The sequence below is a fragment of the Amycolatopsis sp. NBC_00348 genome, from assembly GCF_036114655.1.
GTDB lineage: Bacteria > Actinomycetota > Actinomycetes > Mycobacteriales > Pseudonocardiaceae > Amycolatopsis.
The window spans coordinates 8,958,893-8,985,121 of record NZ_CP107994.1 but is presented as its reverse complement, the minus strand read 5'-3'; the positions used below and the strand labels follow the sequence as shown (position 1 = coordinate 8,985,121).

Genomic DNA, 26,229 nt, shown 5'->3' with positions numbered 1-26,229 from the left:
CTGCCCCTAGTTCAGTGCGTGCGCGCTACCAGGTAAGCGGCAACCGACTCGCACGCGTCACGAGCGGGTGACGCGGGCAGCGCGGTGAGCTCGGCACGCGCGCGCTGAGCGTAGTCGGAAAGGGTGACGCGTGCGCGTTCGAGTCCACTACTGACCCGCAGCAGCGCCAGCGCCTCCTCGACCAGGTCGTCGTCGGCGATCGGGCCGGACAGCAGCTCGACCAGCCGGGGATCGGTCCCGGGGTCGGCCAGCGCGTACAGCATCGGCAACGTGCGGACGCCTTCGCGCAGGTCCGTGCCCTGCGCCTTGCCGAGCTCGTCGGACGGCGACGCGATGTCGATGATGTCGTCGGAGATCTGGAACGCTGTGCCGATGATGTCGCCGAACCGGCGCAGCGCCTCGATGTACTCGTCCGGGGCGCCGGACATCATCCCGCCGAAGCGGCCGGACGTCGCGATCAGCGAGCCGGTCTTCTGGGCGATCACGGTCAGGTAGTGCGCCACCGCGTCGTCACCCGGTCCGGGGCCGACGGTCTCGCGCATCTGGCCGGTGACCAGCTCGCCGAAGGTCTCGGCGATGATCCGCGCCGCGTCCGTGCCGAGGTCGGCGACCAGCCGCGAGGCGTGGGCGAAGAGGAAGTCGCCGGTCAGGATGGCGATCGTGTTGTCCCAGCGCGCGTTGACGCTCTCGGCGCCGCGGCGCATGTCCGCCTCGTCCATGACGTCGTCGTGGTAGAGCGTGGCCAGGTGCACCAGCTCGACCGCGGCGGCGGCGATCACGACGTGGTCGTCCTGCTTCGGCCCGAACTGCGCGGACAGCAGCGTGAACAGCGGACGGAAGCGTTTGCCCCCGGCCTCGACCAGGTGCAGCGCCGCGTCGTGGACGGCCTGGACGTCGCTGCTGACGACGTCGCGGAGCAGCTTCTCGACGTCGGCCAGCCCGGCGGCGATCGCGCGCAGCAGGGCTTCGTCGGCGATCTGCAGGCCGACCGACGCGCGCAGGTCCTCGAGGGCGCCACCCGGCGCAGCGGGGAGGGATCCCGCCCCGGGGGCTGGGGAAGGCACAGACACGTCGGCTCCGCTCTACTCGTGCACCGGTCGGGTTCTCCCCTGAGCGTAGTGGCTACCCCGCGCCACCGTTTACCCGCTGTCCAGCGGAAACGGTGACGAACATGACATCGTCAGCCGGTCGGGGCCGCGTCGCGCACCCGAGCGCGCAACCACCGGTGACCGGGGTCCTTCGCGAAGCGCGGGTGCCACGCCTGCGCCATCGGCCGGAGGGGCAGGTCGGCGGGTACCGGGAGCGGCCGCACGTCGGTCACGCGGGCCGCGAAGCCGCTGGTCGTCAGGCAGACCAGGTCCGAGGCCAGGACCATGTTCAACGCGGCCGTCGGCGTCGGGACGACGGCCACGACGTCGCGGCTCAGCCCGCGCTCGGCGAGCACGGCGTCGAACGGCGCTTCGGTGCGGCCGCGGCGGGAGATCACGAGGTGCGGCTGCGCGGCGAGCCGCTGTTCGACGACGATCTCGGAGTCCGGCAGGTCGATCATCCCCAGGTCAAGGTCGATCCGGCCGTCACGCAGCGGCTGGACGTCCTCCTCGCCCTCCGCGACGAACCGCAGCCGCACCCCGGGCGCGGCGGCGCGGGCCGCCGCGATCAGGCCGGGGCCGAGCTGGCTGACCAGGGAGTCGTTGGCGCGAAGGACGAACGTCCGCTGCAGCGTCGCGAGGTCGAACTCGCCGGAGTTGCGGAGCATGCCGCGAGCGCGTTCGACCAGGCGTTCGACGCAAAGCTTAGTTGTCAAGATTGCACTGGACGCAGTACTCACGACACTGATGGCGCTGTGCGTCGTCACGGTCGTCGGCATGGTCGCGGCGATCAACCTGGCCGTGCCGCTGCTGTCGGCGAGCCCGCTGCACCCGTCGCCGACGGCGCTGCCGTGGGTCGTCGACAGCTACGTCGTCGTCTTCGCCTGTCTGCTGATCCCGGCGGGCGCGGCCGCGGATCGTTTCGGCCGCAAGGGAATCCTGCTGACCGGGCTCGGCGTCTTCACCGCGGGCGCACTGCTGTCCGGGTGCGCGAACGACGTCACGCTGGTGCTGGCTGGCCGCGTGCTGAGCGACGTCGGCGCGGCCGCGGTGATGCCGGCGAGCCTGGCCATCCTGGTCGGCGGCGGCGGCGCGCTGCTGCAGACGGGCTCGTGGCGGGCGTTGTTCTTCGGCGTCGCACCGCCGGCGCTGGCCGTCCTGATCCTTTGTGGACTGTTCGTGCCGCGCACGCCGGTCCACCCGCGGCCGATCGCGCTGCTGTTCACGGCTGGCGTGGTGGCGCTGCTGCTGGGCATCACGTCGGAGCCGTCGGCGGGCTGGGCGAGCGCCGGCGCTGGGCGCGTTCGCCGCGGCCGCGCTCCTGCTCGGCGCGTGGTGGTGGTCGAACTGCCGATCACGCACCCGATGCTCGACCCGCGGCTGTTCGCGATCCCGGCGTTGCGCGCGCACTGCCTCGCGCTGGTCGCGACGTTCGTCGGGATGTTCTACCTCAACGGCCAGTACCTGCAGCACAGCAAGGGTTTCTCGCCGTTCCTGGCGGGCCTGGCGTTGCTCCCGATGGCCGTGACGCTGTTCTTCGGCCCGCGCGTGACGGTGGCACTGGCCGGCCGCGTCCGGCCCCGCCTGCTCACGGCGTCCGGCTTGGTGATCGTCGCGCTCGGCCTGGCGGCACTGTCCACGGCGGACAGTGCGACGCCGTATCCGTGGTACGCCTCGGCCACGGTGGTGCTCGCGGCGGGCTGCCCCACGAACGCGCCGGCGTCGGCTCGGGCCTGCAGGGCATGACCCGCGAACTGGGCAGCGCGCTGGCGGGCACGGTGCTGACCGGCGCCGTCGTGGTGACGACGCGGGTCAGCGGCGCCGGATCTTGACGTCGTCCAGGCAGGTCGAGCTGACGACCAGGTCGTGGTACGGGTAGCCCTCACGCTCGAACAGCTCCATGACCATCAGCTCGGCCTGGTCGTGGGCGTCGTCACCCGATGCGACGTCGACCTGGACGCGGAAGCTGAAGCCGCCAAGGTGGTGACTGTAGGTGAGCGAGCCTTCGGCGCTGAAGACCGGCCCGGCGACGTCGTCCGAGGTCAGGCGGGCGAGCAGCTTTTCGCGGACGGCCTGCGCGGGCCGGTCGAACTTGCCCCGGACGAGGACGCGGTAGGTCGGCATGAGCGTCAATATACAGAGCTGTATCCGGATACCGAAAGGATTATCCACCGGGTGGTTCATGATCCACGAAGGGGTGATCAGCGGTTTCGGGCGCAACGGACGCGTCGGACAGGCGGATATTCACGACGTGGAAGAACTGCCGAACCCGACAGCTCTCCCGGTCAGCAAGGAGGCAGCGACATGCGCAGCACAATCGCGAGGCGGGCGGGGCTCGCTGGAACGCTGTTGGTGGCCGGACTCGCCGTGGGCGTCCCGGCGCAGGCCGCGCCGCAGCCGGGCGTGGCCCAGATCGGCTCCGCCGAGTTCACGAAGGGTGACGCGACGATCAAGGTGCCGGTGCAGGGCCAGTGTTCGGTGAGCGGCCCGAAGACAGCGACGGCCCAGACGGTGTCGAAGAACGGAATCACGTTCGGCGGCGGCACCTCGTCCTGCGCGACGACGGTGACGGACCCGAAGACGTCCGCCACGACAACGACGTCCACGGCGACGGGCAAGAACTTCGAGCTGTCGGCACTGGTGAGCGCGGGCGGCCCGCGGATCAAGCTGTCGACGTTCAAGGTGACCTGCACGGCTACGCACACCCAGACGAACGCCGGCTGGACGTACGGCGGCATGAGCGGAATCACGAACCCGCCGAACCCGGTCCCGGTGGGGTATGTGGTGCCGCTCAAGAAGTCGAACGGAACGGTGCTGGCGAACGCGGTGTTCAACATCCAGAACCTCCCGGGCGACGGCAGCATCGGCTTGACGATGCTGCGCATCAACTTCCTCCCGGCATCGGGCATGACGGGCCAGGTGATCCTGGGCCACACATCCTGCGCGCCGACGCCGTAGGCCCCCTCTGAGCTGGAGTTTCTTGCCTGGCTGCGCCGATGGGGAACCCTGGTAGGGTTCGAGCCGTCGGATACGCAGGGTGCTCGGGGTGAAGCACTGTGCAAGCTAGGGGAGAGCTGACGTGGCGTTTGTGGTGTTGGGCCGTGGGTGAGGTCTACGACCCGAGCAAGGACTGGCAGCTACCGGGGCCGAACGGAACCCCCCACGCGGGCTCGTACGGCTCCGGTCCTGGCTCGGGTTCCGGCGGGGGTGGGGCGGGGTTCCAGTACGACGTCGAGACCCTCCGGGAACTGATGAAGGACTGGAACGACCTCGCCAACGATTTCCGCGATGACCAACAACGTGCGGAGATGCTGGCACAGGCCCAAGGCCCGGGAGTCGAGTACGCGAGCGAGGGCAACGCCGATCAGATACGAGGCTCCGGCCGGGCCTTGATGGAGACGCTCGACGAGCGGGAAAGATACTGCCGGGCGATGGCGAAGAAGTTCGAGACCGCATTGGGCAAGTACGCCGCGATCGAAGACACGCACAGCTTGGAGATCAAGCGAACCGGAGGCACTCTGTGACTCGGCGAACGCTGGTTTTGTTCGGCGCGGCCTTGCTGATGTTGACTGCCTGCTCAAGTGAGACAACGGGCACTGCATCCCCCTCAGGATCAGGCAGTGTGTCAACAAGCACCCCTTCGACGGGCAACGACCTGCCCGGCCAAGGGGTGCCGAAGGTCGACATTCCGATCGATGTCAGCCGCTTCCAACAAGCTCCGTGTGACTCCTTGACTCAGGCGCAAAGCAAAGAGCTTTTGGGGCCGGACGTCACGATCAATCCAGCTGTCGACGACGAAGCCGGCCCGACGTGCCACTGGAACGTGCCGACCGTCTCGCAAGCCGGCGTCGGGGTGACCTTCTTCAAGACCACCCAGCTGGGTTTGACTGGGATCTACCAGGCGAAAGACAACACTTACCGATTCTTTCAGCCGCTCGACTCGATCGACGGGTATCCGACTGTCGCGTTCGGCACGACCGACGAACGAAACACAAAGGGGCGCTGTCTGGTCGCCTTGGGAACGAGTGACACGCAACAGGTCGACATCGCTATCTCTTTGTCAGAAGCAAACATCGGCAAGAAAGACCCCTGTACGGCCGCCCACGAGGTAGCGGCGAATGTGCTCAGCAACCTGCGTGGAGCGAACTGATGGTCAGCGAAGGCCCTCTGACAGCGGCCCAGATCTATGAACAGATCACCGGCGGACGTGGCATCGAGTCACTGGGCATTGCCCAGACCAGCACAGAGCAGTTGACCACCAGGATGGTTGAGCGGGCTCAGCGGATCAGTGCTCTGCGGGCCAAGACCATGGGTGGGTGGCAAGGCGGCGCTGGGGACTCTGCTGCTGATGCCACGCTTCCCCTTGTTCAAGCTGCTGCTGATGATGCTGTTCATCTCGAGACTGCTCGGACTGCCGTTGGTGCTCAGATGGATGCTTTTGGGACTGCCAAGTATTCCGTCAAGCCTGTTGCGCCTCGGCCGCCTGAGATGAATTCTGGGGATCTCTACAATGTTCTCACTGGGGATGGGCAGTCCTACAACTCCAAGGTTTCCGGATGGCAGGCTGATAGTCAGGGGAACATCGAGGCTTTTGGGGCTTATCACTCCGCCAGTGCCTCCAATGGTGGGCTGATGCCTTCCCAGTACGCGCAGATTAATGACTCCGGTGCTCCTATTTCCTTGGCTACTCCGGGGCAGGATACTCACGGTAAGACCACTACCGGGCGGACCGCTACCGCTACCGATGCTGGTGAGTGGGCTCGTAATCCTGGGCAGACCGAGGTTTTCGGGCAGGATCGGGACGTCTCGGCCGGGCGGAATCAGGACGTCTACGGCCAGGACGTCCAGTCTGGGCGTGATCAAGGGCAAGGGGCATATCAGGTTCCGGGGCAGGCCCCTCCTGGGAATGGTGCCTTCGATACCACTCATGCCAACAGCTACGTTCCGCCTGCTGCTCAGGGTGGCGGGTATCAGTTCGGGCCTACCGGGCAGTCCCTTGGCAATCTCGGCGGTGGGTCGGGGAACCAGCTGTACGGTGGTGACAGCGGGGCTGGCGGCTTTGGGCCAGGCACCGGCGGGTTCGGGGCAGGGACCGGCACCGGCACCGGATCAAGGACCGGAAGCGGGCCAGGCAACCTCGGTGGGTACCGCACCGGGACCCCCGGGACCGGCAGCGGGCCCGGCACCGGCGGCTACCGGAACGGTGGCCCGAACACCGGCGGGGTCACCCAACGCGGTCCCGGCTCCGGCGCCCGGGTTCCTGAAGAACGCCCGCCCGGCCAACCCGCCGTCCGCGGTGCGGCTGGCACTCGCGGTGCCAATGGCTTGCCCATGGGCTCCCCCGCCGGCGGGCGTGGGGTGAAAGATGACGACAAAGAGAAGAAGTCCGCTCCCTACCTGAAGAATCCCGATCCCGACGAGACCTTCGGTGGATTCACCGAGAAGCCCATGCCGCCCGTGATCGGGGAAAGCCGGCCCAAGTCGTAGGCGCCTGGAGGAACGAAGCACGTGGTGCTCAAGGCCGAACTGTCTCTCGGCAACCTGCTCACGGCCATGCGCACCGCGGGCTGCGGGGATCCGCATCCGGTCTTCGCCGGTGGGTTGCGCTACATTCCGCCGTCCATCAGGGAACACACTGATCGCCGGGCCTTTGAAGAGCTCTCCGAGTACGGCTTCACCCAGGGCGACGGCTTCACACCCGAGTTCGACGATCTCCTGCACCTGCTCGACCGGCCCGCGGTCGAGTTCTTCGCCTACGCGCGGGACCAGCGGGAACAGATCGGGGTCCTTGTCGCCGTGCAAGGGCGGACCGCCGTCACCGCGCTCTGTCAGGGTGAGCGCGTCTGGCTCCGGGGTGTCTCGCCCGATACCCACCCCGTTGACGCGCTCATCGCGAACCTGCCGCCCTGCGCGGCCGCGGACATCAAGCCGTTTTCCCTGTCGCAGCAAGACTTTCGGGACCAGCCCGGCAGCGAGGTGTTCGACGACGCCCCAGGCCGCAGCCGGGCCGCGCAGAAGCTCGATGAGCTCGTGAAACAGAAGCACAGCGGGATCGGGCAGTTCTACGCCGCCAAGCGGGAAGAGGGGCTTCGCGTCGAAGCTGACGGCTCTTTCGGCTACCTCGACGTCGATGCCGGGCGGGTTGGGATCGGGGTGGCCGATCAGTTCATCAGCGTCATGCCCGGGGATCCCGTCGTGCTGGGGCGGAAGGTTGCAGCACTTCTGGACAACTGAAAGGGCCGCCACCCCCTCAAAGAGAGAGTGACGGCCCTGGCAGAAGGCAGAAGAACAACTCAGGAAGCGAAGCCGCCCGCGCCCGCCCATGAGAGGGCGAATGCCGGGACCAGGCCCAGGACCAGCGTCACCGCCGTGCCCAGGAAGATCGCCGTTCCGGTGCCGAAGCCCGGGATCGTCACCGTGGGGCCGTCCGCGGCCGGCTCGGAGAAGTACATCAGGACGATCACGCGCAGGTAGAAGAACGCCGCCACCGCGCTGAACACCAGGGCGATGACCACCAGCGGGGCCATTCCGTCGGACAGCGCCGCCGAGAACACGACGAACTTGCCGACGAAGCCCGACGTCAACGGGATGCCCGCCAGCGCCAGCAACAGGAACGTGAACACCGCGGCCACCAGTGGCGACCGTTTCGCCAGGCCCGCCCACGCCGAGAGGTGCGTCGCCTCGCCGGACGAGTCGCGGACCAGGCTGATCACGCCGAACGCCGCCAGCGTCGTGAAGCCGTACGACAGCAGGTAGAACAGCGTGCTCGACAGGCCGTTCTCGGTGATCGAGATCGCGCCGATGAGCAGGAAGCCCGCGTGCGCGATCGACGAGTACGCGATCATGCGCTTGACGTCGGTCTGGGTCAGGCCCAGCACCGCGCCGATCAGCATCGAGATGATCGCGACGCCCCAGAGCACGCCGCGCCACTCCCAGCTCGTGGAGCCGAACGCCACCGACAGCACCCGCAGGATCCCGCCGAACGCGGCGACCTTCGTGCACGCCGCCATGAACGCCGTGACCGGGGTCGGCGCGCCCTGGTAGACGTCCGGGGTCCAGGTGTGGAACGGGCCGACCGAACCCTTGAACAGCAGGCCGACGACCAGCAGGCCGAGGCCGGCGAACAGCAGCGTGTCCGAGCGGTCCGAACCGGCCGCCGCGGCGGCGATGTCGCCCAGCTTCACGGAGTTCGCGTAGCCGTAGAGCAGCGCGAGGCCGTAGAGGAAGAACGCCGAGGAGAACGCGCCGAGCAGGAAGTACTTGACCGCCGACTCCTGCGACAGCAACCGCCGACGCCGGGCCAGGCCGCACATCAGGTACAGCGGCAGGGACAGCACTTCCAGCGCGATGAACATCGTCAGCAGGTCGTTCGACGCGGTGAACGCCATCATGCCGCCGAGCGCGAACAGCGTCAGCGGGAAGACCTCGGTCTGCATGGTCGTCGCCGTCTGCGCGCGGTCCTGGACCGTGCCCGGGCGGATGCCGGCCTGCGCGACCAGCGCGCCGCCCGGCTCGACGACGCGGTCCGAGATCAGCAGCACCGCGCCGACCGCCAGGGCCAGCAGCGTGCCCCAGAGGAACAGCGCCGGCTTGTCGATCGAGATCGCGCCGCTGAACGTCTTGACGCCGCCCGCGGGCGCGTCGGTGAGCGCGTACTTGATCAGCCAGCCGCCGGCCGCGAGGATCGCCACCAGGCTCAGCCCGACCTGCGTGCCGAACCGCGAGCGCTTCGAGGCAAACGCTTCCACCAGCACGCTGAGGCAGGCCGCGCCGAAGATGATCAGCACCGGCAGCACGGCGTTGTAGTCGACCGACGGCGTCGCGATCGGTGGTTCCGGCGCCTGGGTCAGGAGGATGTCGAGCACGGGTTACTTGCCTCCCTGAACCGCGGACAGCGTCTGCTGCACCGTCGGGGTGACTGTGTCGAGCACCGGCTTCGGGTAGAAGCCGAGGACGATGATCAGCACGACCAGCGGCGCGAGGATCGCGATCTCCCGGCCGCTCAGGTCCTTGATCACCTTGGTCGCGCCCGGCTCGGTCACGGTCGCGGTGGCCACGGCGCCACCCGACTCGACGCCGGCCGGGGTGGCCCCGCCGCCCTTGGCGGGCGGCACCAGGGCCGCTCCGCGGAGCGGACCCTGCATGACGCGCTGGTAGAGCCAGAGGACGTAGGCCGCGGCCAGGACCATGCCGACCGTCGCCAGGATCGTGTACACCGGCTGGTCCACGAAGGCCCCGATGAGCACCAGGAACTCGGAGACGAACGAGTTGGTGCCCGGCAGCGAGAGCGTGGACAGCCCGGCGAGGAGGAACAGGCCCGCGAGCAGCGGGGTGACCTTCGCCATGCCGCCGTAGTCGGAGATCTTCGTCGAGCCGCCGCGCGCGACGACCAGGCCGATCACCACGATCAGCATGCCGGTCGCGAGGCTGTGGTTCAGCATGTACGTCGCCGAGCCGATCATCGCCTGCTCGTTGAACGCGAAGATGCCGAGCGAGATGAAGCCGAAGTGGGCGATCGAGACGTAGGCGATGAACCGCTTCATGTCCCGCTGCCCCGCGGCGAGGATCGAGCCGTACAGCACGCCGATCACCGACAGCACCAGCACCAGCGGCGCCAGCGTCTTGCTCGCGTCCGGGAACATCGGCAGGCAGTAGCGCAGGAAGCCGAACGTGCCGACCTTGTCCAGCACGCCGACCAGCAGGACGGCGACGCCGATCGGCGCCTCCCCCGCCGCGTCCGGCAGCCAGGTGTGGAACGGCACGAGCGGCGCCTTGATCGCGAACGCCAGGAAGAAGCCGAGGAACAGCCAGATCTGCGTGCTCAGCGGGGCGTCCCGGACGACCGTGACCAGCGTGGCCCAGTCGAACGTGCCGTGGCCGAGCTTCTTGTCCGCCAGCGAGTACGCCCCGATCGCCGAGGCCAGCATGATCAGGCCGCCGAGGAACGAGTAGAGGAAGAACTTCACCGCCGCGTACTGCCGGTTCGCGCCGCCGTAGCCGCCGATGAGGAAGTACATCGGGATCAGCATGATCTCGAACAGCACGTAGAACAGGAAGACGTCCGTCGCGGCGAAGACGCCGATGGTGAGCGCCTCCTGCAGCAGGATCAGCGACAGGAACCCGCCGGCGCTGCGGCCGGGCGGGAGCTTGTCCATCGTGCCGAGCCCGCCGACGACGATCGGCACCAGCAGCGCGATCACCGCGATCATGATCAGCGAGATGCCGTCGGTGCCGAACGCGATGTGCACCCCGAAGCTCGGGATCCAGTCGAAGCTCGACGTCATCTGCAGCCGCGCGCCGGACGGCGAGTAGCTGAGCCAGAACGGGATGATCAGCAGGAACTCGAGGATCGAGAAGGCGAGCGCGGCCAGCACCGCGGCGCGGTCGTTCCCCTTGAGGAACGCCAGCACCAGGGAGCCGGCCAGCGGCACCAGGATGAGGATCAGCAACCAGGTCATCAGGAGAACCTCACCAGCAGGAGAGCCGCCAGAAGCAGGAACGTGCCGCCGAGCATCGACAGCGCGTAGGACCGGACGAACCCGGTCTGCAGCCGCCTCAGCCGGCCGGAGCCGCCGCCGAGAGCGGCGGCGAGGCCGTTGACCGCGCCGTCGACGCCGCGGTTGTCGACGAAGACCAGCGCCCGCGAGAGCCAGGTGCCCGGACGGGCGACCAGCGTCTCGTTGAGGGTGTTGCCGTACAGGTCGTTGCGGGCGGCGCGGGTGACGAACGAGACGCGCTCCGGCCGCTCGACCGGGACGGGACGGCGGAAGATCAGGTACGCGGCCAGGAAGCCCGCCAGCGAGACCGCGACGACGATCCCGGACATGAGCCACTTGTCGATCGCCAGGTGGGCTTCCGGTGCCTCGCCGACCACGGGAGCCAGCCAGTTCTTGAACCGGTCACCGAGCGAGAAGAACGCGCCCGCGCCGACCGAGCCGACCGCGAGGATCGCCATCGGCACCCACATGATCGGCTTGGACTCGTGCGGGTGGAAGTCGCGGCCGTCGGCGCTCTTGATTTCCTTCCAGCGTTCCTTGCCGTGGAAGGTCATCACCATCAGGCGGGTCATGTAGAACGCGGTCAGCCCGGCACCCAGCAGTGCCGCGCCGCCCATGACCCAGCCGCGCCAGCCTTCCTGGGCGAAAGCCGCTTCGATGATCGCGTCCTTGGTCCAGAAACCGGACAGCAGCGGGAAGCCGATCAGCGCGAGATAACCGAGGCCGAAGGTGATGTAGGTGATCGGCATCTTCTTGCGGAGGCCGCCGAACTTGCGCATGTCGACTTCGTCGTTCATGGCGTGCATGACCGAACCGGCCCCGAGGAACAGCCCGGCCTTGAAGAAGCCGTGCGCCACCAGGTGCATGATGCCGAGCGCGTACGCGGCGGGCCCGATGCCGACGGCCAGCATCATGTAGCCGATCTGGCTGACCGTGGAATACGCCAAGACCTTCTTGATGTCGTCGTAGGCGCAGCCGATCACACACCCGATCAGCAGGGTCACCGTGCCGACCAAGGTGACGATCAGGCGCGCGTCCTCGGTGGCGTTGAAGATGTCGTGCGAGCGGGCCACCAGGTAGACGCCGGCGGTGACCATCGTCGCCGCGTGGATCAGGGCCGAGACCGGGGTCGGGCCCTCCATCGCGTCCGGGAGCCAGGCCTGCAGCGGGAACTGGCCGGACTTACCGCACGCGCCCAGCAGCAGGAAGATCGCCATCGCGGTGATCGCGGCCGGCGGGAACTTGCCCGCGCCCACCGCGTCGAAGACCTGCGCGTAACCGGTCGAACCGGCGTACTTGAACATGATGAAGATCGCCAGCGCGAGCCCGACGTCACCGACGCGGTTCATCAGGAACGCCTTCTTCGCCGCGGTCGCGGCGGACGGGCGGCCCTGGTACCAGCCGATGAGCAGGTAGGACGCGAGACCCACGCCCTCCCAGCCCAGGTAGAGCGTCACGAAGCTGTTGCCCAGCACCAGGATCAGCATCGAGGCGACGAAGAGGTTCAGGTACGCGAAGAAGCGGTACCGGGCCTCGTCGTCGGCCATGTAGCCGATCGAGTAGAAGTGGATCAGCATGCCGACGCCGGTGATGAGCAGCACGAACGTCAGCGACAGGGCGTCGACCCGGAGCCCGAAGTCGATCTGCAGCGCGCCGGCCGGGATCCACGAGTAGAGCTTGGTGTCCGTGGTCTGGCCCGTGTCGGCGGTGAAGAACAGGATCAGGCCCCAGACGAAGGCCAGGGTGACGGTGGCCGTTCCGAGCAGATGCCCCCAGCCCTTCGCGCGCTTGCCCATGAGCAGCAGGACGAGCGCGCCGAAGGCAGGGAGGGCCACCAGCAGCCACGATGATGCGGTCACTCGGTGTCTCCTAGTACTTCAGCAGGTTGGTGTCGTCGACCGAGGCCGAGCGCCGGGTGCGGAAGATCGCCATGATGATCGCCAGCCCGACCACGACCTCGGCGGCGGCCACGACCATCACGAAGAAGGCCATGATCTGGCCGTCGAGGCTGCCGTTGATCCGGGCGAACGTCACGAGCGAGAGGTTCACCGCGTTCAGCATCAGCTCGATGCACATGAACACGACGATCGCGTTGCGGCGCACCAGCACGCCGACCGCGCCGATCGAGAACAGCAGCGCCGAGAGCAGCAGGTAGTACGTGGGGGTCATTCCTTCTCCCCTTCCGAAGCACCTTCGGAACCGACCAGCGCGTGCGCGTCCGGGTGCGGGCGATCGTCCGCGACGAGCTTGCGTTCCTTCGCCAGCTCGATCGCCGAGGTGGACTCGATGATCGCCGACAGCGACTCCGGGGCGACCGAGCCGTCCGGCAGCAGCGCCGGGGTGGACACCGAGTTCGCCGTGGCGAAGACACCCGGGCCGGGCAGCGGCGACGGCCGGTCGTGCTCGCCGCGGAAGCGCGCCACGACCAGTTCCTTCTGCGTCTTCTTGCCGCCCTTGGCGTGCCGGTCGGTGAAGGCCAGCACCATCGCGCCGACCGCGGCGGTGATGAGCAGCGCCGACGTCAGCTCGAACGGGAAGAGGTAGTCGGTGAAGATCAGCCGGCCCAGGCCCTTGGGCCCGCCGCCCGCGGACGTCGCCGAGTCGAGCGGGACGGCCGGGGTGACGTTGTCCAGCGCCCGGTAGATGCCGGTGGCCAGCAGCGCGGCCAGGCCGATGCCCAGCACGGTCGCCGCGAGCCGCTGACCGCGCAGCACCTCGACGACCGAGTCGGAGCTCTCGCGGCCGACCAGCATCAGCACGAACAGGAACAGCATCATGATCGCGCCGGTGTAGACGATGATCTGCGTGAAGCCGAGGAACGGCGCCGACTGGATCATGTACAGCGCGCCCAGGCTCAGCATGGTCAGCACCAGCCACAGCGCCGAGTGCACGGCGTTGCGGGAGAAGATCATGCCGAGCGCGCCGAGCAGGCAGACCGGGCCGAGGATCCAGAACGCGATGGCCTCACCGGTCGTCACGCCCGCGGCGGCACCGGTGGGTGCCTGGGCCAGCAGTGCGGTGATCACTTCGCACCCTCCCCGCGCGCCAGCTGTGTTGATGAGCTCTCAGCTGAAAAGCGTGCTTCGAGCTGTGGCCCGTTGACGTAGTAGTCCTGCTCGTTCTCGCCCAGCCGCATCGGGTGCGGCGGCTGCTCCATGCCGGACAGCAGCGGCGCGAGGAGGTCTTCCTTCGTGTAGATCAGCCGCTGGCGGTCGTCGTCGGCCAGCTCGTAGAAGTTGATCATCGTCAGCGACCGCGTCGGGCACGCCTCGATGCAGAGCCCGCAGCCGATGCAGCGCAGGTAGTTGATCTGGTAGTCGGCGCCGTACCGCTCGCCCGGGGAGTACCGGGCTTCCTCGGTGTTGTCACCGCCCTCGACGAAGATCGCGTCCGCCGGGCACGCCCACGCGCACAGCTCGCAGCCGACGCACTTCTCGAGGCCGTCCGGGTGACGGTTCAGCTGGTGCCGGCCGTGGTAGCGCGGGGCGGCCGGCGCGCCGGCCTCCGGGTACTCCTCGGTGGCGACCTTCTTGAACATCATCCCGAAGGTGACGCCGAAGCCCTTGACGGGATCAAGAAACCCCATCTTGCGCTCCTTCCTTTGCGGTACCGACGGCTGCCGGCTTGCGCCGGGCCGCCTTCGCCTCGGCCTTGGCCAAAGCCTTCTGACGCGGAGTGGTCTGCGGGACCTTGAGGTCGAGCGGCGGCACCGGGAACCCGCCACCGGTCACCGGCACGACTTCGCTCTCCTCTTCGCGGCCCGACGCGCGGACGTAGAAGAACAGGGCGAGGACGATGAAGATCGCGACCGCGGCGATGATGATCGACGCGGGGTTCCAGCTGATGACCTTCGCGAAGGTCACCATGACGATCCACACCAGGTTCAGCGGGACCAGGACCTTCCAGCCCAGGCGCATGAACTGGTCGTAGCGCAGGCGGGGCAGCGTGCCGCGCAGCCAGATGAACCCGAAGAGCAGGACGAACATCTTCGCGAAGAACCACAGCACCGGCCACCAGCCGGTGTTGAGCACGTTGTTCCCGATCAGCGACAGCGGCCACGGGGCCATCCAGCCGCCGAGGAACAGCGTGGTGGCGAACGCCGAGACGATCACCATGTTGACGTACTCGGCGAGGAAGAACATCGCGAACTTCATCGAGCTGTACTCGGTGTGGAAACCGCCGACCAGCTCCGACTCGGCCTCCGGGAGGTCGAACGGGGCGCGGTTGGTCTCGCCGACCATCGAGATCAGGTAGATCACGAAGCTCGGGACCAGGTAGAGGAACCACACCGGCTGCTGCTTGGCGACGATGTCGGCCAGGTCCAGCGAACCGGCCTGCAGGATCACCGCGACGATCGAGAGGCCCATCGCGATCTCGTACGAGATCACCTGGGCGGCCGAGCGCATGCCGCCGAGCAGCGGGTACGGCGAGCCGGAAGCCCAGCCCGCGAGCACGATGCCGTAGACGCCGATCGAGGAGCAGGCCAGCACGACCAGCAGGCTGACCGGCAGGTCGAGCAGCTGCAGGACGGTCCGCTCGCCGAAGATCGAGACCACCGGGCCGAACGGGATGGCCGCCAGCGCGATCAACGGCGGCACCACGCAGATGACCGGGGCGAGGAAGTACACCTTGCGGTCGGCGGTGTCCGGGATGATCTGTTCCTTGAACGGCAGCTTGAGCGCGTCCGCCAGGGACTGCAGGTAGCCGTTCGGGCCGACGCGGTTGGGGCCCGGCCGGTTCTGCATCCGGCCGACGGCCTTGCGCTCCCAGACGATCAGCAGGATCGTGAAGATCGGGCCGATCAGCAGGATGATCACGGACTTCAGCGCGATCATCCAGAACGGGTCGTCCGCCAGCAGCGCCGCGCGCGTCGCCGCGTCGGGCACACTCCCGACGGCGACTTCGGTCAGCAACGGTGTCACAGTTCACCCCCAGCGAGGTTCACCACGGCGCCGTGACCGGCACCGAGCGTCTTGGCCACGGCGGAGCCGTCGGAGTTGCCCGGCAGCCACACCACGCCGTCGGGCAGGTCGGCGACCTCGATCGGCAGCGTGATCGCGCCGCGTTCGGTGCTCACCTTGACGGACGCGCCCAGCCCTTCGGCGGTCGTCGCGGACAACCGCGCGACCGGCTTGCGCTGGGTGCCCTTGAGGTGCGGCTCGCCGTCCTGCAGGGACCCGTTGTCGATCAGCTGGCGCCAGGTCGACAGGACCGCCTGGCCGGCACCCGGGGCAACCGTGGCGCCCCCGGTCGCGGCCTCGACGTGACCCCAGCGCAGCGCGGAGGCCGCGCCGAGCTTCTCGTAGTCCCCGCGCGCGGCGGCCGGCGTCTGCGTGAACAGGTCCGTGTCCATCTCGACGGCGAGGGTGTCGAGCACCCGGCAGTCCGGCAGCGAGCCGGTGCCCTCGATGGTGATGTCGAACGGGCGGGTGCGGCCCTCCCAGTTGAGGTAGCTGCCCGCCTTCTCGTCCGACGCGGCCACCGGGAGCACGACGTCCGCGCGCTCGGTCACGGCGCTCGGCCGCAGCTCGAGGCTGACGACGAAACCGGCGTTGTCCAGCGCGCGCAGCGCGAGGTCCGGGTCCGGCAGGTCGTACGGGTCGACGCCGCCGACGACCAGGCCGCCGAGCTCACGACCCGCGGCGGCCTTCAGGATCTCCGTCGCGTCGCGGCCCGGAGCGGACGGAAGCGGGACGCCCCAGGCGTTTTCGACGGCGACGCGCGCGGCGTCCTCGCCGACGCGGCGGCCGCCCGGCAGCAGGCCCGGCACGCAGCCGGTCTCCAGCGCGCCCCGGTCACCGGCGCGGCGCGGGATCCACGCGAGCCGGACGCCGGTGCGCTCCACCAGGTCGTGCAGCGCCGAGAACAAGCCGGGGACCGAAGCGGCGCGCTCGCCGACGAGGACGACGGCGTTCTCACCGCTCAGGGCCTCGTCGAGGTCCGGTGCGTGCTTGGCGATGCCTTCGATGGCCGCGGGCTCCTGGCCCGGGACGCAGGCGAGCAGCTCGCCGGACGTCTTGCGCACCGACGACGTCGTCCACTGTCCCAAGTGGACGACCCGGGTGCGGTTCTTGCGGGCCGCCTTGCGCAGCCGCAGGAACACGATCGGCGCCTCGTCCTCGGGCTCGAACGCCACGCACAGCACGGTGCGGGCCCGCTCGATCTCGCCGAAGGTGACGCCGGACTCCGGCGTCACGCCCACGACGTGCGAGGTGAGGAACGCGAGCTCCTCGGCCGAGTGCGCGCGGGCGCGGAAGTCGACGTCGTTGGTCTGCAGGGCGACGCGGGCGAACTTCGAGTACGCGTAGGCGTCCTCGACGGTCAGCCGGCCACCGGGCAGGACGCCGACGCCGCCGTTGCCGCGGGCCTCGGTGAGACCGGCGGCGGCGATGCGCAGCGCGTCGGTCCAGGACGCCTCTTCCAGCTCACCGGTCTCGCGGTTGCGGACCAGCGGCCGGCGGATGCGGTCCTCGGCGCTGGTGTAGCGGAAGGCGAAGCGGCCCTTGTCGCAGATCCACTCTTCGTTGACGTCGGGGTCGTCGCCGGCCAGCTTGCGCTGGACCTTGCCGCGGCGGAAGTCGGTCCGCTCGGCGCAGCCGGACGAGCAGTGCTCGCAGACGCTCGGCGCGGACACCAGGTCGAACGGGCGGGAGCGGAACCGGTAGGCCGCGCTCGTCAGAGCACCGACCGGGCAGATCTGGATGACGTTGCCGGAGAAGTAGCTCTGGAACGGCTGACCGGACGTCGTGCGCGACGCGAGGTCGAGGACGTCCGCCGTCTCCGCCGTGCCGATCTGCTGGTGGGCGCCGCGTTCGAGGAGCTCGATGAACGGGTCGCCGGCGATCTCGCGGGAGAACCGGGTGCAGCGCTGGCAGAGCACGCAGCGTTCCCGGTCCAGCAGCACCTGCGAAGAGATCGGCAGGGGCTTCTGGAACGTCCGCTTGGTGTCCACGAACCGGGACTCCGTGCGGCCGTGGGCCAGCGCCTGGTTCTGCAGCGGGCACTCGCCGCCCTTGTCGCAGATCGGGCAGTCCAGCGGGTGGTTGATGAGCAGCAGCTCCATCACACCCTGCTGGGCCTTGTCGGCGACCGCCGACGTCAGCTGCGTCTTGACGACCATGCCGTCGGCGACGGTCATCGTGCAGGACGCCTGCGGCTTCGGCATCGGCCGGCCGCCCATCTCGACCTCGACCAGGCACTGGCGGCAGGCGCCCGCCGGGTCGAGGAGCGGGTGGTCGCAGAACCGCGGGATGACCGTGCCGAGGCGTTCGGCCGTGCGGATCAGCAGCTCGCCCTTGGGGGCGATGACCTCTTCGCCGTCGATGACCAGCTTCACGTGGCCTTCGGGGACCGGCGTCGCAGCCGTGTCGGGCTTGTCGGGGGCGATCGTCATGATGCCTGCGCTCCCACCAGTTCGGGCTTGGTCTCTTCGTGCCGGTTCTTCTCGCACAGAGCCAGGAATTCGTCGCGGAAGTACTTGATGCCGCTGGTGATCGGCGACACCGCGCCGTCACCGAGGGCGCAGAACGACCGGCCGAGGATGTTGTCGCAGACGTCGAGGAGGGTGTCGATGTCCTCTTCGGTCCCGTGGCCCTCGACCATCCGCTCGAGGATCTGCGCCAGCCAGTACGTGCCCTCGCGGCACGGCGTGCACTTGCCGCAGGACTCGTGCTCGTAGAACTGCGTCCACTTCATCACGGCCCAGGGCACCGACACCGTCTCGTTGAAGACCTGGACGGCCGTCGTGCCCAGCATCGACCCGGCTTCCGCCGCGCCTTCGAAGTCCAGCGGAACGTCGAGGTGCTCGGCGGTGAACATCGGGGTGGACGAGCCGCCGGGGGTCCAGAACTTGAGCGGGATCCCGTCCTTCATGCCGCCCGCCATGTCGAGCAGCTCGCGCAGCGTGGTGCCGAGCGGGCACTCGTACTGGCCGGGCTTCTCGACGTGACCGGAGATCGAGTAGATCTTCGGGCCGGGCGACTTCTCGCGGCCCATCTCGCGGAACCAGCTCGACCCGCCGTTGACGATGAACGGCGCGCTCGCGATGGTCTCGACGTTGTTGACCGTGGTCGGCGCGGCGTACAGACCGGCCGCGGCCGGGAACGGCGGCTTGAGCCGCGGCTGGCCACGACGGCCTTCCAGCGAGTCGAGCAGCGCCGTCTCCTCACCGCAGATGTACGCGCCGGCGCCGGCGTGCACGGTGATCTTGAGGTCGAAGCCCGAGCCGAGGATGTTCTCGCCCAGGTAGCCCGCCGCTTCGGCTTCGCGCACGGCCGCGTTGAGCCGGCGGATGCAGTGCAGCGCCTCGCCGCGGACGTAGATGAAGCAGTGGTTCGAGCGCATCGCGTACGAGGCGATGATGCAGCCCTCGATGAGCGAGTGCGGGTCCGCCATCATCAGCGGGATGTCCTTGCACGTCCCGGGCTCGCCCTCATCGGCGTTGATCACCAGGTAGTGCGGCTTGTCGAAGTTCGGCGGCATGAACGACCACTTGATGCCGGCCGGGAAGCCCGCGCCGCCGCGGCCGCGCAGACCCGAGTCCTTGACCAGCTGGACGAGCTGCTCCGGCGTGCCGGCGAGCGCCTTGCGGATGGCGGTGTAGCCCTCCAGCGCCTCGTACGTGCCGATCTGCCAGGAGTTCGGCGACAGCCAGCGCTTCGTGAGGACCGGCGTAATGGGATCTGCCATTACTTCTTCTCCACTTCAGGCAGTGGGACGTCCTGGGCGACCGGGGCGACCCAGCCGCGCTCCTGCGCGATCTGCGCGCCCCGCAGGGTTTCAACGGCCTGCGAAGGACCGTCGACGTCCGTGCGGTACTGGCGCTCGTCCTCCGGGAAGAACCCGGCGAGCTGCAGCTCGGCGCCCTTGAAGCTGCTCAGCGGGGCACCGCGCGTCGGAGCCGGCTTCTTGCCCGCCTGCAGCGCGTCGACCAGCGCGACGGCCTTGTCCTCGGTCTGGTTGTCGAAGTACTCGTAGTTGACCTGGATCACCGGCGCGAGGTCGCAGGCCGCGAGGCACTCGGCGTGCTCGAGGGTGATCGAGCCCGGCTCGTTCGGCGTGCCCGCGGTCTCGTTGTGCCCCAGCGGTTCCTGCTCGGAACCGAGGTGCGTCTGGAGCCGCTTGTAGATCGCGTCGCCGCCCATGGCCGCGCACAGCGTGTTCGTGCAGACGCTCACCAGGTGCTCGCCGCACGGCCGGCGCTTGTACATCGTGTAGAACGTCGCGACCGCGCTGACCTCGGCGTCGGACAGGTCGAGCTGCCGCGCGCAGAACGCGATGCCCTCCTGGCTGACGTACCCCTGCACCGACTGCACGAGGTGCAGCAGCGGCAGCAGCGCCGAGCGGGACATCGGGTAACGCGCGATCAGCTCCTGCGCCCGGGAATACACGCCTTCGTCGAAGATGTCTTCGAGCGGCGTCTCCGCCAGGATCCCTTCGGCGACCGCGGGATCCGGCGCGATGGCGATCACGTCGACGTCGCCACCGGCCGCGGCGTGCGTCCGGTCGGCCGCGTTCGGCCCCGGTTCCGGGACTGCGGTTGAAGAGGTCATCGGTCCACTCCCCCCATGACGGGGTCGATCGAGGCGACCGCGGCGATCACGTCCGCCACCAGCCCGCCTTCGGACATCGCGGGCATCGCCTGCAGGTTCACGAAGCTCGGTTCGCGCACGTGGACCCGCAGCGGCCGCGTGCCGCCGTCGGACACCAGGTGCGCGCTCAGCTCGCCGCGCGGCGACTCTACGGAGGTGTACACCTGCCCGGCCGGCACCTTGAAGCCCTCGGTGACCAGCTTGAAGTGGTGGATCAGGGACTCCATCGACTGGCCCATGATCTTCTTGACGTGCTCGAGCGAGTTGCCCATGCCGTCGCTGCCGATGGACAGCTGCGCGGGCCAGGCGACCTTCTTGTCCTCGACCATGACCGGGCCCGGCTCGAGCTTCTCCAGGCACTGCTCGATGATCTTGAGGCTCTCGTGCATCTCGTGCACCCGGATCAGGTACCGCGACCAGCAGTCCGCGCCGTTGTCGACCGGCACGTCGAAGTCGAACTCCTCGTAGCAGGAGTACGGCTCGGTCTTGCGCAGGTCCCACGGCAGGCCGGCACTGCGCAGCACCGGGCCGGTGACGCCGAGCGCGAGGCACGCGTCGACCGGCAGGTACCCGACGCCCTTGAGCCGGTTGCGCCAGATCGGCTGCCCGGTGAAGAGCTTGTCGTACAGCGGAAGGCGTTCCTTCATCGTCTTGACGAATTCGGTGACCTTCTCGCGGTAGTCCGCGGGCATGTCCTGCGCGAGGCCGCCGGGGCGGATGAACGCGTGGTTCATCCGCAGGCCGGTGAGGTGCTCCAGCAGGTGCAGCACGATCTCGCGCTCGCGGAAGCCCAGCGTCATCGCGGTGGTGGCGCCGAGCTCCATGCCGCCGGTGGCGATGTAGACCAGGTGCGAGCCGATGCGGTTGATCTCCAGCAGCATCACGCGCAGCAGCTGCGCGCGGCGCGGGGCCTCGATCTGCAGCAGCTTCTCGACGCCGAGGCAGTACGCCATCTCCGTCGAGAGCGGGGCCAGGTAGTCCATGCGCGTCACGAAGGTGACGCCCTGGGTCCAGGTCCGGTACTCGCAGTTCTTCTCGATGCCGGTGTGGAGGTAGCCGATGACCGACCGCAGCTGCGTGACGGTCTCGCCCTCCATCTCCAGCACGAGCCGGAGCACGCCGTGCGTCGACGGGTGCTGCGGGCCCATGTTGATGACCATGCGCTCGTCGTGCTGGGCGTCGGCGACGACGTCGTCCCAGTCACCGCCGGACACCGAGTAGACGCGGCCTTCGGTCGTGTCGCGAGAATCGGCGTATTCGGGGGTTTCGGCAGTGCCTTCATCGATGGTCACGAGTACGACCTCCGCTGGTCCGGCGGCGGGATCTCCGCGCCCTTGTATTCGACCGGGATCCCGCCGAGCGGGTAGTCCTTGCGCTGGGGGTGGCCGTCCCAGTCGTCCGGCATGAGGATGCGGGTGAGCGCGGGGTGGCCGTCGTAGACGATGCCGAACATGTCCCAGGCCTCCCGCTCCTGCCAGTCGGCGGTCGGGTAGATCCCGACCAGCGACGGCACGTGCGCGTCGTCGACGTCGAGGGAGACCTCGAGCCGGATGCGGCGGCGGTAGGTCAGGGACGTGAAGTGGTACACCGAGTGCAGCCGCTGCGGGACGTCGACGCCGTAGTCCACGCCGGACACCGAGCTGAGCAGCTCGAAGCGGAGGCCGCCGTCGTCGCGCAGGACCTTCGCGATCGCGGGCAGCTGCTCGCGGGCGACGTAGAAGGTGATCTCGCCGCGGTCGACCGTCGTCTGCAGGATCGCCTCGGCCGGGACCTTGTTGTCCGACAGGGCCGCGTAGAACTCGTCGGCGAACTGGTCGAACCAGCCGCCGTACGGGCGCTCGGCCGGCGCCGGGTTGTAGGCCGGCAGCCGGACGCCGCCGTAGCCGGAGGTGTCACCGGTGCCGTGCACGCCGAACATGCCCTGGCGTTCGCGGCCGGTGACGACCGGCTCGGCGGGCCGGGTACCGCGCGGCTCGAGGCCGTCTTCGGTGGGACGATCGGCGCTGGACTGCTCGCCGCCGGGTTCTGGGGTCTCAGTCATCGCTCTACTTCTTCGCGTACTTGATCGAGGACGCGACGAGCTCGGTGCGGGCGCCGCTGGCGGCGCGGATCGCGGCCCGGCGGGCGTTGATCGGCTCGTCCTGGATCTTGGCGTGCAGCTTGAGGATCGCGTCCAGCAGCATCTCCGGCCGCGGCGGGCAGCCGGGCAGGTACATGTCGACCGGCACGATGTGGTCGACGCCCTGGACCACGGCGTAGTTGTTGAACATGCCGCCGGAGGAGGCGCAGACGCCCATGGCGAGGACCCACTTGGGCTCGGCCATCTGGTCGTAGATCTGGCGCAGGACCGGGGCCATCTTCTGGGTGACGCGGCCGGCGACGATCATCAGGTCGGCCTGGCGCGGCGTCGCGCTGAAGCGCTCCATGCCGAAGCGGGCGATGTCGTAGCGGGAACCGCCGACGGTCATCATCTCGATCGCGCAGCAGGCGAGCCCGAAGGTCGCGGGCCACATCGAGTTCTTCCGCGCCCAGTTGACGAGGCCTTCGAGGCTGGCCAGCAGGATGCCGTTGGGGAGTTTCTCTTCGAGGCCCATGGGTCTAGTTCCAATCCAGGCCGCCGCGCCGCCACACGTAGGCGTACGCGAAGCCGACCGTCGCGATGAACAGCAGGATCTCCACCAGGCCGAAGGTGCCCAGCGCGTCCGCCTGCACGGCGAACGGGTAGAGGAAGACCATCTCGATGTCGAACAGGATGAACAGCATCGCGGTGATGTAGTACGCCACCGGCATCCGGCCGCCGCCGACGAGCGGCTGCGGCGACGGTTCGATGCCGCACTCGTACGCCTCGAGCTTGGCCTTGTTGTAACGGCTGGGGCCGACCAGCGGGCCCAGCAGCACCGACAGCACGGCGAACGCCAGCGCCAGCACGAACAGAAGGACCAGGGGCAGGTAGGGCTTCAGGCTCGGGGCCTGCTGCGCCAGGTTCACTGCGTCCGTTTGGGTCAGCACGGGCAACATCAGCACGGGGTCTTCGCCATCCTTTCCGCGCCGCTGCGGTTTTGCTTGTGGTGGGAACCGTTCAGCCTCGTCGGCACCCTAAGGGACCTGGATCACACCGCCGAGGGTCAGGGTCTCCTTACGGCCCGTGGCTGCGTTCGGGCCAGCTTGTGAAATAGTTCACAAGCCACTCGTCGTGGATGTGAAGCGATTCACAAAGCATGGGGGGAGTGTAGGACGCGACTCACATTCTTGTCCCTAGGCCCCCGTGTTATAAGGGTGCCCTAACTTCCGCCGCCATCGTTGTCACGGCCCGGCAACGACGCGCGTGCGACCTGCGCGAAGACGTTTCATGATCACGGCACGACCGGACAAACAGGGCGCTGACCTGTGATCTATCCCACTGACCGCACGGCCAACTTGCTACGCCGGTCGAGTGTCCGCGCGCGAAGGAGGGCGGCACTTTCACGTGAAAGTGCCGCCCTCGACCGGAGATTGAGGCCTAGCGCGGGGAGGGTGTGGCCTTCGCGAGGGCCGAGATGAGGCGGTCGACGCCGTCGCCGCCCTTGGCGTCGTAGCAGCCCGACAGGCCCTTGTAGACCAGCGGGAGGATCTTGTTGATCCGCAGGCCGTACTTGGTCGCCGCGTGCATGATCTTCGGCTTGCCGATGATCTTCGCGAAGACGTTGCCCAGCTGGTAGTAGCCGCCCATCAGCTCGCGCACCGCGCGCGGGTACGCCTCCAGCGCCCGCTCACGCGAAGGCCCTTCGCGCCGCGCCAGGGCCTGGACGACGACCTCCGCCGCGATCTGCGCGGACTCCATCGCCGCCGAGATGCCCTCACCGTTGAACGGGCTGACCATGCCGCCCGCGTCGCCGAGCAGCAGCAGGCCGTCGCGGTAGTGCGGGGTGCGGTTGAAGCCCATCGGGAGGCCGGCGCCGCCGACCTTGCCGATCGCGTTCTCCTCGCGGTAGCCCCACTCCTCCGGCGTCCCGTCGAGCCACTGGCGCAGCAGCGCGCGGTAGTCGGTGTTCCGGAACGACGCCGACGTCGAGAGCATGCCGAGGCCGACGTTCACCGTGCCGTCGCCGAGCGGGAACGCCCAGCCGTAGCCCGGCAGCAGCTTCGGGTCACGCGGGTCGGAGCGGTCCCACAGCTCGAGGTGGCCCTCGATGAACGGGTCGTCGTGGCGCGGGCTCTTGTAGTACTGGCGCACCGCGACGCCCATCGGGCGCTTCTCGTTCTTCTGGATGCCGACGCTCAGCGCGAGCCGCGCGGAGACGCCGTCGCAGGCCAGGACCAGCGGCGCGCGGTAGTTCACCGGGGTGCGCTCCGGGCCGACCTTCGCCTCGACGCCGACCACGCGGCCGGTCGCGTCGGTGATGGCGCTGGTGACGGTGGTGCGCTCGTACAGCCGCGCGCCCGCCTTCACCGCGAGCTTCGCGAGGAGGTCGTCGAAGTCGTGACGGGTGCGGGAAACGCCGTACGGCGGGTAGCTCGTGAGGTCCGGCCAGTCGAGCTCCAGCGTCAGGTCGCCGGTGAGGATCCGCAGGCCGCGGCTCTGCACCCAGCCGGCTTCCTCGCTGGTGTCGATGCCGAGGTCGATGAGCTGCTTGACGCCGCGCGGGGTGAGGCCGTCGCCGCAGACCTTCTCGCGCGGGAACTCGGTCTTCTCCAGCAGCAGCACGTCGACGCCCGACCGGGCGAGGTAGGTCGCGACGGTGGACCCGGCCGGTCCGGCGCCGACGACGATGACTTCGGCGTCCTGGTCAGGGCTTCGACGACTCATACCGCGAGTTTAGGCAGGCTTTCGCGCGCGGTGGATCGCGACGACGCCGAATGTGAGGTTCAACCACTCGACGTCGGCCCAGCCCGCGCTCTCGATGATCTCGCCGAGGGTGCGCTGATCCGGCCAGGCCAGCATCGATTCGGCCAGGTAGGAGTAGGCCTCCGGGTTGGACGACGTCCGCTTGCCGACCCACGTGAGCAGCTTCAGCATGAACCGCCGGTGGATGAACCTGATCGGGGGGAACGGCGGCGTCGAGACCTCGCAGATCACCAGCCGGCCGCCCGGCTTGACCACGCGGGCGATCTCGGTGAGCGCGGCCTTCGTGTCGACGAAGTTGCGCAACGCCAGCGAGATCGTCACCGCGTCGAAGCTCTCGTCGGCGAACGGGAGGTTCAGCGCGTCCGCCGCCACCATCGGGACCTTGCGGTGCAGCCCGGCCCGCAGCATGCCGAACGAGAAGTCCGCGGCCAGGCACCAGGCACCACCGCGGGCGTACTCGACGGTGGACACCCCGGTGCCGGCGGCGAGGTCCAGGACCTTCTCGCCGCGGCGGGCGTCGAGCACGCGGGCGGTGGTGGTGCGCCAGCGCCGGTCGAAGCCGAAGGTCATGAACGAGTTCGCCCGGTCGTACCCGTCCGCGACACCGTCGAACATGGCGGCGACCTCGTGCGGGTTCTTGTCCAGGCTGGCGCGTGACATGGCTCGAATCTAGTCGCTGGTCTTGCGGAAGCTGACGAGCACCAGCCAGATCAGGCCGCCGAACCGCCCGACCGGGATCAGCGGGTAGAGCACGGGCGTCAGCATCCCGAACGCCGACAACGCGGCGAGCACCGCGATCACGTAGCCGGTGATCGCCAGCCAACGCGGCGTCGTCCGCGCCAGGACGGCGATGAGCAGCGCGAGTGGCACCGCGAAGCCGAACGCGCCCGCCGCGAACGCCAGCGACGTGAAGGGCCGGGCGAACTCGGGGTTCTGCGCGGCCGTCCAGGTCGCGAGGCCGCTCAGCACGAGGCTCCCCGAAGCGAGCAGGCCGCCGGCGAAGCCGAGACTCGGCGGTCTCGCGGCCGCGGTCCAGGTGGCGAGCGACAACCCGGCGCCGAGCACGGCCAGCGCCAGCAGCTGGATCAGGCCGTGGTGGCCCGCGTTGTAGGCGGCGACGTCGGCCGCGGACGAGTCCGGGCGGGTACCGGTGGCGCCGAGGACGCCCCCGGCGACGGTGAACAGGCCGTAGGCGATGATCGCGATTCGTTTCATGACGTGAACCATTA

26 protein-coding genes are annotated in these 26,229 nt (G+C 68.8%); 6 read left to right on the top strand and 20 right to left on the bottom strand.

From position 1 onward, the window contains the following. Window positions 1–11: 11 nt before the first annotated feature. Window positions 12–1,064 carry a polyprenyl synthetase family protein gene (locus OHS58_RS40295; protein ID WP_305879382.1) on the bottom strand — a complete coding sequence of 351 codons (1,053 nt, stop codon included), beginning with the start codon at window positions 1,062–1,064 and terminating at the stop codon, window positions 12–14. 116 nt (window positions 1,065–1,180) lie between these two features. Beyond that, a complete protein-coding gene (locus OHS58_RS40290) occupies window positions 1,181–1,804 on the bottom strand; it encodes a LysR substrate-binding domain-containing protein (protein ID WP_328645855.1) in 624 nt (207 codons plus the stop codon). Window positions 1,805–1,835: 31 nt separating this feature from the next. On the opposite strand from OHS58_RS40290, the gene OHS58_RS40285 reads away from it, so the two are divergent. Then, complete coding sequence (locus OHS58_RS40285) at window positions 1,836–2,834, top strand: MFS transporter (protein ID WP_328645854.1); 999 nt, start codon at window positions 1,836–1,838, stop codon at window positions 2,832–2,834. 66 nt (window positions 2,835–2,900) lie between these two features. Here OHS58_RS40285 and OHS58_RS40280 read toward each other — a convergent pair whose 3' ends face one another. Further along, on the bottom strand, window positions 2,901–3,212 hold the full coding sequence (locus OHS58_RS40280) for a DUF6204 family protein (protein WP_328645853.1): 312 nt from the start codon (window positions 3,210–3,212) through the stop codon (window positions 2,901–2,903). Between the two features lie 180 nt (window positions 3,213–3,392). Between OHS58_RS40280 and OHS58_RS40275 the strand changes: the two genes are divergently transcribed. The 5 genes from OHS58_RS40275 to OHS58_RS40255 all read left to right on the top strand — a co-directional run bounded on the left by OHS58_RS40275 (window position 3,393) and on the right by OHS58_RS40255 (window position 7,322). Further along, window positions 3,393–4,046 (top strand): hypothetical protein, encoded by a 654-nt coding sequence (locus tag OHS58_RS40275; protein ID WP_326956144.1) that lies wholly within the window; start codon window positions 3,393–3,395, stop codon window positions 4,044–4,046. Between the two features lie 143 nt (window positions 4,047–4,189). After that, the gene (locus OHS58_RS40270) at window positions 4,190–4,612 is read left to right on the top strand and encodes a hypothetical protein (protein WP_328645852.1); all 423 of its coding nucleotides are present in this window, start codon (window positions 4,190–4,192) and stop codon (window positions 4,610–4,612) included. Between the two features lie 38 nt (window positions 4,613–4,650). After that, window positions 4,651–5,238, top strand: coding sequence for a DUF3558 domain-containing protein (locus OHS58_RS40265; protein ID WP_328649933.1), 588 nt, complete (start codon window positions 4,651–4,653; stop codon window positions 5,236–5,238). Further along, the gene (locus OHS58_RS40260) at window positions 5,238–6,575 is read left to right on the top strand and encodes a hypothetical protein (protein ID WP_328645851.1); all 1,338 of its coding nucleotides are present in this window, start codon (window positions 5,238–5,240) and stop codon (window positions 6,573–6,575) included. Before OHS58_RS40265 ends, OHS58_RS40260 begins: the two co-directional genes overlap by 1 nt. Before the next feature lie 21 nt (window positions 6,576–6,596). Continuing rightward, complete coding sequence (locus OHS58_RS40255; protein WP_328645850.1) at window positions 6,597–7,322, top strand: ESX secretion-associated protein EspG; 726 nt, start codon at window positions 6,597–6,599, stop codon at window positions 7,320–7,322. Between the two features lie 59 nt (window positions 7,323–7,381). Here OHS58_RS40255 and nuoN read toward each other — a convergent pair whose 3' ends face one another. The 17 genes from nuoN to OHS58_RS40170 form a co-directional block, all read right to left on the bottom strand. After that, window positions 7,382–8,953 carry an NADH-quinone oxidoreductase subunit NuoN gene (gene nuoN / locus OHS58_RS40250; protein WP_326945927.1) on the bottom strand — a complete coding sequence of 524 codons (1,572 nt, stop codon included), beginning with the start codon at window positions 8,951–8,953 and terminating at the stop codon, window positions 7,382–7,384. A 3-nt stretch (window positions 8,954–8,956) separates the two neighbouring features. Next, window positions 8,957–10,546 (bottom strand): NADH-quinone oxidoreductase subunit M, encoded by a 1,590-nt coding sequence (locus OHS58_RS40245; RefSeq protein WP_328645849.1) that lies wholly within the window; start codon window positions 10,544–10,546, stop codon window positions 8,957–8,959. Next, window positions 10,546–12,444, bottom strand: coding sequence for an NADH-quinone oxidoreductase subunit L (nuoL, locus tag OHS58_RS40240; RefSeq protein ID WP_326945925.1), 1,899 nt, complete (start codon window positions 12,442–12,444; stop codon window positions 10,546–10,548). The genes OHS58_RS40245 and nuoL overlap by 1 nt, the downstream gene beginning before the upstream one ends. Window positions 12,445–12,454: 10 nt before the next feature. Next, window positions 12,455–12,754, bottom strand: a complete 300-nt coding sequence (gene nuoK / locus OHS58_RS40235) for an NADH-quinone oxidoreductase subunit NuoK (RefSeq protein ID WP_247060354.1) — start codon at window positions 12,752–12,754, stop codon at window positions 12,455–12,457. Beyond that, the gene (locus tag OHS58_RS40230) at window positions 12,751–13,611 is read right to left on the bottom strand and encodes an NADH-quinone oxidoreductase subunit J (protein ID WP_326945924.1); all 861 of its coding nucleotides are present in this window, start codon (window positions 13,609–13,611) and stop codon (window positions 12,751–12,753) included. The genes nuoK and OHS58_RS40230 overlap by 4 nt, the downstream gene beginning before the upstream one ends. Then, the gene (nuoI, locus tag OHS58_RS40225; RefSeq protein ID WP_328645848.1) at window positions 13,608–14,171 is read right to left on the bottom strand and encodes an NADH-quinone oxidoreductase subunit NuoI; all 564 of its coding nucleotides are present in this window, start codon (window positions 14,169–14,171) and stop codon (window positions 13,608–13,610) included. The genes OHS58_RS40230 and nuoI overlap by 4 nt, the downstream gene beginning before the upstream one ends. Beyond that, window positions 14,158–15,507 (bottom strand): NADH-quinone oxidoreductase subunit NuoH, encoded by a 1,350-nt coding sequence (gene nuoH, locus OHS58_RS40220; protein WP_326956150.1) that lies wholly within the window; start codon window positions 15,505–15,507, stop codon window positions 14,158–14,160. Before nuoH ends, nuoI begins: the two co-directional genes overlap by 14 nt. Next, entirely contained in the window at window positions 15,504–17,978 is a 2,475-nt protein-coding gene (locus OHS58_RS40215) for an NADH-quinone oxidoreductase subunit G (RefSeq protein WP_328645847.1), read from the bottom strand. The genes nuoH and OHS58_RS40215 overlap by 4 nt, the downstream gene beginning before the upstream one ends. Further along, window positions 17,975–19,273 (bottom strand): NADH-quinone oxidoreductase subunit NuoF, encoded by a 1,299-nt coding sequence (nuoF, locus tag OHS58_RS40210; protein ID WP_326945920.1) that lies wholly within the window; start codon window positions 19,271–19,273, stop codon window positions 17,975–17,977. Before nuoF ends, OHS58_RS40215 begins: the two co-directional genes overlap by 4 nt. Beyond that, window positions 19,273–20,136, bottom strand: coding sequence for an NADH-quinone oxidoreductase subunit NuoE (gene nuoE, locus OHS58_RS40205; protein WP_326956153.1), 864 nt, complete (start codon window positions 20,134–20,136; stop codon window positions 19,273–19,275). The genes nuoF and nuoE overlap by 1 nt, the downstream gene beginning before the upstream one ends. Beyond that, complete coding sequence (locus tag OHS58_RS40200) at window positions 20,133–21,467, bottom strand: NADH-quinone oxidoreductase subunit D (protein WP_328645846.1); 1,335 nt, start codon at window positions 21,465–21,467, stop codon at window positions 20,133–20,135. The genes nuoE and OHS58_RS40200 overlap by 4 nt, the downstream gene beginning before the upstream one ends. Then, window positions 21,464–22,216, bottom strand: coding sequence for an NADH-quinone oxidoreductase subunit C (locus OHS58_RS40195; protein WP_326945917.1), 753 nt, complete (start codon window positions 22,214–22,216; stop codon window positions 21,464–21,466). The genes OHS58_RS40200 and OHS58_RS40195 overlap by 4 nt, the downstream gene beginning before the upstream one ends. A gap of 4 nt (window positions 22,217–22,220) precedes the next feature. Further along, window positions 22,221–22,769 (bottom strand): NuoB/complex I 20 kDa subunit family protein, encoded by a 549-nt coding sequence (locus OHS58_RS40190; RefSeq protein ID WP_086863694.1) that lies wholly within the window; start codon window positions 22,767–22,769, stop codon window positions 22,221–22,223. Between the two features lie 4 nt (window positions 22,770–22,773). Further along, window positions 22,774–23,193: an NADH-quinone oxidoreductase subunit A gene (locus OHS58_RS40185; RefSeq protein ID WP_247063898.1), complete on the bottom strand. Its 420-nt coding sequence runs from the start codon at window positions 23,191–23,193 to the stop codon at window positions 22,774–22,776. Window positions 23,194–23,674: 481 nt separating this feature from the next. Next, on the bottom strand, window positions 23,675–24,961 hold the full coding sequence (locus tag OHS58_RS40180; protein ID WP_326945916.1) for a geranylgeranyl reductase family protein: 1,287 nt from the start codon (window positions 24,959–24,961) through the stop codon (window positions 23,675–23,677). A 9-nt stretch (window positions 24,962–24,970) separates the two neighbouring features. Beyond that, window positions 24,971–25,660, bottom strand: a complete 690-nt coding sequence (locus OHS58_RS40175; RefSeq protein ID WP_247060336.1) for a demethylmenaquinone methyltransferase — start codon at window positions 25,658–25,660, stop codon at window positions 24,971–24,973. Between the two features lie 9 nt (window positions 25,661–25,669). Then, window positions 25,670–26,215 carry a DUF4386 domain-containing protein gene (locus OHS58_RS40170; RefSeq protein WP_328645845.1) on the bottom strand — a complete coding sequence of 182 codons (546 nt, stop codon included), beginning with the start codon at window positions 26,213–26,215 and terminating at the stop codon, window positions 25,670–25,672. Window positions 26,216–26,229 lie beyond the last annotated feature (14 nt).

Excerpts from the sequence above, each read along its gene's own strand:
- OHS58_RS40180 (WP_326945916.1), bottom strand. The coding sequence starts at position 24,961 with ATGAGTCGTCGAAGCCCTGACCAGGACGCCGAAGTCATCGTCGTCGGC.
- nuoE (WP_326956153.1), bottom strand. The coding sequence starts at position 20,136 with ATGACCTCTTCAACCGCAGTCCCGGAACCGGGGCCGAACGCGGCCGAC.
- nuoK (WP_247060354.1), bottom strand. The coding sequence starts at position 12,754 with ATGACCCCCACGTACTACCTGCTGCTCTCGGCGCTGCTGTTCTCGATC.
- OHS58_RS40215 (WP_328645847.1), bottom strand. The coding sequence starts at position 17,978 with ATGACGATCGCCCCCGACAAGCCCGACACGGCTGCGACGCCGGTCCCC.
- OHS58_RS40190 (WP_086863694.1), bottom strand. The coding sequence starts at position 22,769 with ATGGGCCTCGAAGAGAAACTCCCCAACGGCATCCTGCTGGCCAGCCTC.
- OHS58_RS40260 (WP_328645851.1), top strand. The coding sequence starts at position 5,238 with ATGGTCAGCGAAGGCCCTCTGACAGCGGCCCAGATCTATGAACAGATC.
- OHS58_RS40175 (WP_247060336.1), bottom strand. The coding sequence starts at position 25,660 with ATGTCACGCGCCAGCCTGGACAAGAACCCGCACGAGGTCGCCGCCATG.
- nuoF (WP_326945920.1), bottom strand. The coding sequence starts at position 19,273 with ATGGCAGATCCCATTACGCCGGTCCTCACGAAGCGCTGGCTGTCGCCG.
- OHS58_RS40195 (WP_326945917.1), bottom strand. The coding sequence starts at position 22,216 with ATGACTGAGACCCCAGAACCCGGCGGCGAGCAGTCCAGCGCCGATCGT.
- OHS58_RS40170 (WP_328645845.1), bottom strand. The coding sequence starts at position 26,215 with ATGAAACGAATCGCGATCATCGCCTACGGCCTGTTCACCGTCGCCGGG.
- OHS58_RS40285 (WP_328645854.1), top strand. The coding sequence starts at position 1,836 with ATGGCGCTGTGCGTCGTCACGGTCGTCGGCATGGTCGCGGCGATCAAC.
- nuoI (WP_328645848.1), bottom strand. The coding sequence starts at position 14,171 with ATGGGGTTTCTTGATCCCGTCAAGGGCTTCGGCGTCACCTTCGGGATG.
- OHS58_RS40275 (WP_326956144.1), top strand. The coding sequence starts at position 3,393 with ATGCGCAGCACAATCGCGAGGCGGGCGGGGCTCGCTGGAACGCTGTTG.
- OHS58_RS40185 (WP_247063898.1), bottom strand. The coding sequence starts at position 23,193 with ATGTTGCCCGTGCTGACCCAAACGGACGCAGTGAACCTGGCGCAGCAG.
- OHS58_RS40265 (WP_328649933.1), top strand. The coding sequence starts at position 4,651 with ATGTTGACTGCCTGCTCAAGTGAGACAACGGGCACTGCATCCCCCTCA.
- OHS58_RS40280 (WP_328645853.1), bottom strand. The coding sequence starts at position 3,212 with ATGCCGACCTACCGCGTCCTCGTCCGGGGCAAGTTCGACCGGCCCGCG.
- OHS58_RS40245 (WP_328645849.1), bottom strand. The coding sequence starts at position 10,546 with ATGACCTGGTTGCTGATCCTCATCCTGGTGCCGCTGGCCGGCTCCCTG.